This is a genomic window from Alkalibacillus haloalkaliphilus C5 (assembly GCF_000269905.1).
In the GTDB taxonomy this organism is placed as follows: domain Bacteria; phylum Bacillota; class Bacilli; order Bacillales; family Alkalibacillaceae; genus Alkalibacillus; species Alkalibacillus haloalkaliphilus_A.
The window spans coordinates 1-7090 of the sequence record NZ_AKIF01000150.1 but is presented as its reverse complement, the minus strand read 5'-3'; the positions used below and the strand labels follow the sequence as shown (position 1 = coordinate 7090).

General features: G+C 38.2%; 10 protein-coding genes and 1 pseudogene. 10 read left to right on the top strand and 1 reads right to left on the bottom strand.

From position 1 onward, the window contains the following. The 9 genes and pseudogenes from A194_RS0113350 to A194_RS20830 form a co-directional block, all read left to right on the top strand. On the top strand, positions 1-651 hold a 651-nt coding region (locus A194_RS0113350; protein WP_017187319.1), incomplete at its 5' end, for a M20/M25/M40 family metallo-hydrolase. Positions 652-946: 295 nt separating this feature from the next. Then, positions 947-1231 carry a hypothetical protein gene (locus A194_RS0113345; RefSeq protein WP_017187318.1) on the top strand — a complete coding sequence of 95 codons (285 nt, stop codon included), beginning with the start codon at positions 947-949 and terminating at the stop codon, positions 1229-1231. Between the two features lie 12 nt (positions 1232-1243). Continuing rightward, positions 1244-2104 (top strand): 5'-3' exonuclease, encoded by an 861-nt coding sequence (locus tag A194_RS0113340; protein ID WP_017187317.1) that lies wholly within the window; start codon positions 1244-1246, stop codon positions 2102-2104. 10 nt (positions 2105-2114) lie between these two features. Next, on the top strand, positions 2115-2558 hold the full coding sequence (locus A194_RS0113335) for a pyrimidine dimer DNA glycosylase/endonuclease V (RefSeq protein WP_017187316.1): 444 nt from the start codon (positions 2115-2117) through the stop codon (positions 2556-2558). A 17-nt stretch (positions 2559-2575) separates the two neighbouring features. Then, positions 2576-3100, top strand: a complete 525-nt coding sequence (locus A194_RS0113330) for a GNAT family N-acetyltransferase (RefSeq protein ID WP_017187315.1) — start codon at positions 2576-2578, stop codon at positions 3098-3100. A 94-nt stretch (positions 3101-3194) separates the two neighbouring features. Next, positions 3195-4156 (top strand): annotated as a pseudogene (locus tag A194_RS18550) (ring-cleaving dioxygenase). Between the two features lie 131 nt (positions 4157-4287). Next, a complete protein-coding gene (locus A194_RS0113320) occupies positions 4288-4614 on the top strand; it encodes a hypothetical protein (protein ID WP_017187313.1) in 327 nt (108 codons plus the stop codon). Between the two features lie 14 nt (positions 4615-4628). Beyond that, complete coding sequence (locus A194_RS20835) at positions 4629-5096, top strand: DMT family transporter (protein ID WP_237718773.1); 468 nt, start codon at positions 4629-4631, stop codon at positions 5094-5096. Continuing rightward, complete coding sequence (locus A194_RS20830) at positions 5081-5512, top strand: EamA family transporter (RefSeq protein ID WP_337442992.1); 432 nt, start codon at positions 5081-5083, stop codon at positions 5510-5512. Before A194_RS20835 ends, A194_RS20830 begins: the two co-directional genes overlap by 16 nt. Before the next feature lie 16 nt (positions 5513-5528). Here the strand turns inward: A194_RS20830 and A194_RS0113310 are convergent, their stop codons facing one another. Continuing rightward, positions 5529-5834 (bottom strand): YggT family protein, encoded by a 306-nt coding sequence (locus A194_RS0113310; protein WP_017187312.1) that lies wholly within the window; start codon positions 5832-5834, stop codon positions 5529-5531. A gap of 159 nt (positions 5835-5993) precedes the next feature. Between A194_RS0113310 and A194_RS0113305 the strand changes: the two genes are divergently transcribed. Then, positions 5994-7090: acyl-CoA dehydrogenase family protein (locus tag A194_RS0113305; protein ID WP_017187311.1), on the top strand; the 1097-nt coding region annotated here is incomplete at its 3' end.

The following is a 7090-nucleotide window of genomic DNA, read 5'->3' as shown; positions in this document are numbered from 1 at the left end:
CTGTATTTGTACTTTGAGCCATCTCAAGGTAGTCAAGGAGCGCTTAAAACAGCGCGTAAAGGTGTTGGAACTTACGACATTACGATTCACGGTGTGCCATCACATGCTGGTATTGAACCAGAAAAAGGCGCGAGTGCTATTGAAGAGTTAGCTGAACAAATTACGTATCTATCAAACTTAACAGACCATGATAAAGGAACAACAGTAAATGTCGGGATCATTGATGGAGGTTCATCTAAAAACGTAATCGCCGAAGAGGCGCACGCAGTTGTTGATGTGCGAGTGCAAACTCAAGAGGAGATGGACCGTGTTGCTCCATTAATAGAACAAATTAAATCGCATGATGAAGATATCCAAATTGATATAGAAGGCGAAATTTATCGTCCGCCGCTAGAGCGAACAGATGAGATTGAAGCTTTATTTGACCGCGCAAGTGATTTAGCACGTGATTATTTAGGGTTTGAACTTGAAGAAGAGTCAACTGGTGGAGGAAGTGATGCAAACTTTACTGCATCTATTTCACCTACTTTAGATGGTTTAGGTGCAGTTGGTGATGGAGCTCACGCGAATCATGAGCATTTAATAATTAAAGATATGCCGAGGCGTAGTGCTTTGTTGGCGATGTTGTTGTGTGAATATGGTTCAAACTAAATGATAAGCGCCGCTCGCATTCGGTTGCTAAGGTGCTCATGACCTATGCTGGTCACTCCGCTCCTTAGCTGTCCTCGTGCCTCGACTGCCAAACGCTTTCATTTAGTTTGAAGATTGACAAGCGCTCGCATTCATCGTTACGGTTGCTGAGGTGCTGATAATATTGTTGGTCGTTAATAAGATGAATAAAGAGGTTGGTGCATACTACGCATCAGCCTCTTTTATATATGAAAAGACATCTCACTTGCGGCAATGCTATAATAAAAGTTAGCTTGTTATAAGGAGAGTCAACCACATGCTATACAAACATCCCTATGTCATACTTAGGCGAGAGATTGACCATATTAATTTTCAAAAAAAATATATCGAAGATGAACACTTTATTGAGTTATATGAAGACAAAATCATAACAGCCGAGAATAAATTTGACCTTAAAATTGTCTTTGATATGTCCTATAAAATGTTGTCGAATAAATATGGTTTTTTATACTTACACACAACGAAAGGCGTCTTTACGTACCAAGTAAAACAAGACCCCGAAGAACTGATTGCTCAATTTAGAAAAGTCGAAATTAAGTAATGGAGGAGAACGATGAACAAACACGTCTTATTAGTCGATGGTATGGCACTATTATTCCGTGCCTTTTACGCTACAGCAATGAACAACAATTTTATGATTAACAGTAAAGGAACTCCGACCAATGCGATTCACGGATTTATTCGTCATCTGTTAACAGCCACAAACACATTTCAACCATCACACGTTATTTGTTGTTGGGATATGGGGAGTCATACGTTTAGAAATGACCTTTATTCTGAATATAAGGCGAATCGCGGTGCCCCACCTGAAGAGTTAATTCCTCAGTTTGACCTAGTGAAAGAAGTAACAGAAGCAATGGACATTCCCAATGTTGGGGTAAAGGGTTTCGAGGCTGACGACTGTATCGGAACTTTAGCTCTAACTTATCAACGTGAAGCGGATGTAACAATATTAACGGGTGACCAAGATATTTTACAGCTTTTAGATGACGGAGTTCGTGTAGCCTTATTGAAAAAAGGGTACGGTAACTACGATGTATATGAATCAGATCGTTTCTTAGAAGAAAAAGGCATTACACCGAAACAAATGATTGACCTTAAAGCAATGATGGGTGATTCGAGTGACAACTATCCAGGCGTTCGAGGTGTCGGTGAAAAGACAGCTTTAAAGCTATTAATTAACCATGGATCTCTAGATGCGATCTTAGATAATTTAGATACATTGACGACAGCACAAAAGACGAAATTTGAAAACGACCTTGAAATGATTCACCTTTCACGTAAGCTAGCTGAAATCCATTGTCAAGCAGGAGTAACGTGTGATTTAAACGATGCAGAATTTAATATGAATCGTGAACGTGTTATTGAAAAGTTCAACGAATTAGAATTTAAACGATTAGGAGAATACGTCTAGGAGAGATCAAATGCGTTTATGGTCAGTTCATCCAACATATTTAGATGCAAAAGGACTTGTCGCCCTATGGCGTGAAACCTTACTGGCGCAAAAAGTCTTATTAGGTGAAACAAAAGGCTATCGTAACCATCCGCAGCTTATCCGATTTCGCGAGCAAGAGAATCCTATAGGTGCGATTGGCCATTACTTAAGTGGAGTTCATGAAGAAGCGACGTTACGTGGCTATCGCTTTGATCGGACTAAAATTGTAGCGCCTGGGGAAGTTTCTGAAATACCTGTGACGACTGGTCAAATAGGTTATGAATGGGAGCATTTGTTAAGAAAACTAGAAACACGAGACCCTAGTCGTTTTGACCAACTTAAAAATTATAATTCAAACGACTTAAAGCCACACCCAATGTTTAACATCATTGAAGGTTCCATAGAACATTGGGAAAGATTCACGAAATATTAAGCAAGAAGGGAATTTATATGAGCCTAAAATTAGTTAAACCAACAACATCATTACAAGATGCCTATATGGATTTCTACCAAGAATGGGTAAATAGTGGAGAAGAGATTATACCTTCAGCATTAAGAAAAGATCCAACAAACTTTGAAGCACTCGTTCAGAGTTTAGTAGATACTGAAGAAGGTGTAGGATTACGAGAAGGCTATGTTCCTGCAACAACGCGATGGTTAGCTGATGAAAAGTATAAAATTTTAGGAGCTTGTAACATTCGCCACGATTTAACAGGCCCTTTACTCGAAACAGGCGGACATGTCGGATACGGTGTTAGACCATCTGAACGAGGAAACGGGCACGCCACGTTTATGTTAAAAGAGACGTTAAAATTTCTAAAAGCATTAGAAGTACCGCGAGCATTAGTAACTTGTAATGATGATAACAAGGCGTCTATGCGTGTTATTGAGAAGTGTGGCGGTATGCAAGGTTTACCTTTTACCGAGAAAGACGGCAATGTCGTTAGACGTTTTTGGATTGATCTAAGAGATTAATACAAAAAGTATATAGGTGATAAGGGGAATAGTTAGGGAATTGAGCTTTAATCTGTTATTCTTCAACTAACAAATGTTTAGGGGGTCTTTACACATGGAGCTCTTAGGAATTCACCATTTATCAGCGATGACTAAAAGTGCACAAGCGAATGTTGATTTTTATACAAAAGTGTTAGGTATGAGATTAGTAAAGAAAACAGTTAATCAAGATGACCCATCAATGTATCACTTGTTTTATGGTGATGAAGTTGGTAACCCAGGTACTGAGTTAACTTTCTTTGAGATACCACGAATTGGGCAAAACCATGATGGCAATAACAGTATCTCAACGACTTCATTACGCGTTCCAAGTGACCAAGCTCTTAAATATTGGGAAGAGCGTTTGACCCAATTTAATGTGGAACATGAAGGAATTATTGAGCAGTTTGGTCGTCTTGTCATCCCATTTCGTGATCATGAACAGCAACGCCTAATGTTAGTGTCAGATGAGCACAATGAAGGTGTTAGCGGCGGTACTCCATGGCAGGATTCTAAAGCTGACCCTCAACATGGTATTGTCGGATTAGGTCCTACTCATTTAACCGTTCCAGACATCGAGCGAACGGAAACAGTTGTAACTGAAGTGATGGGGTTTAAGAGAGCTGGGACATATGAGTTTACACAAACTGGTAATGAAGTTGTCGTTTTTGAAACAGGTGAAGGTGGAACAGGTGCTGAGCTGCATATTCATGTTCGTCCTGAATTGCCACCTGAACGTTTAGGGCGAGGAGGCGTACATCACGTTGCTTTTCGTGTTAAAGATGAAGAAGAGCTTTATCAATGGATTGATCGGTTAAATCAATCTAACTTGGCAATTCTGGCTTCGTTGACCGATATTATTTTAAATCCGTTTACTTTAGAGAACCGAATGGTATACTGTTCGAGCTCGCAACAGATGGACCTGGGTTTACGACTGATGAAGACGAAATGAATTTAGGGGAAACATTAGCATTACCTCCTTTTTTAGAAGAAAAACGTGAAGAAATTAGTCAAAAATTAAAACCAATTGATTATTAATTGTTTAAAAGCCGGCATACGTTTAAGTAGCTGGCTTTTCAAGCTATATTAGGTATAACTAGCTTCATTTCTGTTGAAAAACTGATACAATAATATAAATAGATTAATAGTATATAGAAGGTGAACATATAATGAGGCAAGTCCATTGTCAAAACTGTGATCAATTAATTGAAACGAAGAAAGATTTGTTTACAACACAGATCTTCTTTATGGTCCAAGCTTATTGTAAACAATGTTACTTTGATAAAATTAAGAAAGTGTCTTCTCTGGCTGTTAGTAATACGCCGCTTAATGGTCGTTATTCGAACTTTTTGGCGGGGCTTACTTTTGTTGGCTTAATATTAGTCTACTTTGCTGAAATTGAGTACATTAAAATACCGTTAATTTTAGTTTTAACTTTAGTTTTATTCATGCGTATATATTCATTTGTAAGGTTTGAGCGTCATTTGCCATATTAAAGGTGTGTTTCGTTATGAGAAGTAGTATTTGGCTCGTTTTAATCGGGGCTATTTTATGGGGGACAACAGGAACAGCACAAGCATTAGCACCTGAAGAGTCAACGCCATTAGTCGTTGGTGCATTACGGTTATTAATTGGTGGAGGCTCTTTATTTTTATTGATCTATTTTCAGAAGCGGTTATCAATCAAAGGGATCCCAAAAAAGCCTTTACTCATTAGTGCAATTGCAATGGCTTTGTATCAACCATTTTTCTTCTCAGGCGTTGATTTAACAGGGGTAGCCATTGGGACTGTCATTGCGATTTGTAGTGCGCCAATTTTTGCAGGCTTAATGGAAGGGGTTATATATAAGAGACTGCCTGATCCCGTTTGGGCAATTTCGACAGTTCTGGCGGTGGTCGGTTGCTTATTATTGTTTCAGTCAGGAGAGACGGTTACTTTTAATTTTCTAGGAATGGTGTTTTCATTATTGCAGGGCTAGCCTTTGCCATATACACGTTTGTTAGTAAAGATCTCGTAACAAATTATCCATCTGATGTTGTAGTTGCCGTCGTCTTTAGTACAGCAGCCATTTTTTTACTACCGATTCTTTTTTTCTATGATACGAGCTGGTTGGTTCAAAGTAGTGGTGCGATTAGCATGTTGCACTTAGGGTTAATTGCAACAGCACTAGCTTATTTGTTGTTCGCTAGAGGTTTGAAAGGAATTCCTGCATCTATGGCTGTTACGTTAGCCTTGGCAGAACCGGTTACAGCAGCCCTTCTTGGAATTCTTCTACTTGGTGAGCCTTTAACGATCGTATCTGGGTTTGGCCTATTGTTATTAATAATCGGTTTACTATTGCTTGCTAATAAGCCTAAGGTTTTAAACTATATAACTGCTCGTAAAAAAAGCTAAGCTTTGACGCTTAGCTTTATTCATTATTCCAACGACGGTCGAAACCTGTTACTAAACTCGTTAAAAAGTAGCCAATCAGTGTATAAATTAAAAATGCGAATATAGCAGAAAACTCAATGACAAACGTTCCATCTAGCACCGTTGATGGGAAAATTCCTTCAAAAGGATGTAAGAGAGGATTACTAGTATTGTAGACCCATTCAACAAATGGTGCTGTTTCTGCAGCGCCGAACAGCTTTAATATAATTCGAAAGCCTAAAATCAATTGTACAATACCAATTACAATATTAATTAAATGATTTATAAATCCAATACCTTTCATTTTAACCCCTCCTCTACTTATTATGTTCCTCAAAGTTTTTCTTTTTAAACTTTAAAATCAATTCTTAAAAATGTGCATTTATTATATGCTAAATCCCAGTTCTTGCATAAGATAATTTATACTTTGAGATTGGATAGTCATAAGAAGGGAGTTCTTGTCGTGGGATTGAATGATGAAGTATTTCTGAAAAACGAACGACAAGTTGAATTATATGAAAAAGCGGCAAAGATAAGTGATCAAGTAAGCCAGCATGCTAAAGCAGCTGATCAAGAAGCCCGTTTTTTAGATCAAACACTAAAAGTGTTAAAACGGTATAACTATTTATCAATCGTCTTACCAGAAGTATATGGTGGGGAAGATTTAAGCTTATATGAATGGTTATTAATGCAAGTAAAAATAGCAGAAGGTGATGGTGCTACAGCTTTATCTGTCGGTTGGCATTTAGGTTTATTAATGGAAATTAAAGCAGAAGGAATTTGGTCTAATTCAATTAATGAATTCATTGCAAAAGAAGCGGCTAAACAGAAACTTTTTAACCGCGCTTCAACAGAACAAAACACAGGAAGCCCTACACGTGGAGGAAAGCCGGAAACGACCGCGGTCTTAGGTCAAGATGTATACGTTCTAAATGGTCGTAAAACGTTCACGACGATGGCTGAAAAGTTAGATTATGCATTAGTGTCAGCATATATGCCTGAAGAAGAGAGTGTCAGTTGGTTTTTAGTTGATATGTTAAAAGAAGGTGTATCTATAGACCGCACGTGGGATACTTTAGGAATGAGAGGGACTGGTAGTGATGACCTTGTATTAGAAGATGTTTTGATTGATTCAGAATTTCATGTAGAGCACAACGGTAACAAGCAATCATTACCTAAAGCATGGCTGTTACATATACCAGCATGTTATTTAGGGATTGCGCAAGCTGCTTTAAAAGAATCTGTTACATTTGCAAGGAGTTTTCAGCCGAACAGCTTAGATTATCCTATAGCTAAAACACATCATGTTAGACAAAAGTTAGGTGAGATGAATTTATTGTTGATGCGTTCACGCCATCTTTTATTTGATTTAGCAAAAAGATGGGAAGAAGAAGAGCGAAAAGAACTGTTAGTAAATGAAATAGCTATGGTAAAAGTAAATGTTACAAATGATGCTCAACGTGTAGTCGATTTAGCAATGCGAATAGCAGGTGGTAGAGGTCTTTCAAAAACCTTTAACTTTGAACGATACTATCGTGATGTCCGAGCAGGGCTGCACAA

Bases quoted from the DNA above. Each gene is read 5' to 3' on its own strand.
- A194_RS0113340 (WP_017187317.1), top strand. From the start codon at position 1,244: ATGAACAAACACGTCTTATTAGTCGATGGTATGGCACTATTATTCCGT.
- A194_RS20835 (WP_237718773.1), top strand. From the start codon at position 4,629: ATGAGAAGTAGTATTTGGCTCGTTTTAATCGGGGCTATTTTATGGGGG.
- A194_RS0113345 (WP_017187318.1), top strand. From the start codon at position 947: ATGCTATACAAACATCCCTATGTCATACTTAGGCGAGAGATTGACCAT.
- A194_RS0113330 (WP_017187315.1), top strand. From the start codon at position 2,576: ATGAGCCTAAAATTAGTTAAACCAACAACATCATTACAAGATGCCTAT.
- A194_RS0113310 (WP_017187312.1), bottom strand. From the start codon at position 5,834: ATGAAAGGTATTGGATTTATAAATCATTTAATTAATATTGTAATTGGT.
- A194_RS0113320 (WP_017187313.1), top strand. From the start codon at position 4,288: ATGAGGCAAGTCCATTGTCAAAACTGTGATCAATTAATTGAAACGAAG.
- A194_RS0113335 (WP_017187316.1), top strand. From the start codon at position 2,115: ATGCGTTTATGGTCAGTTCATCCAACATATTTAGATGCAAAAGGACTT.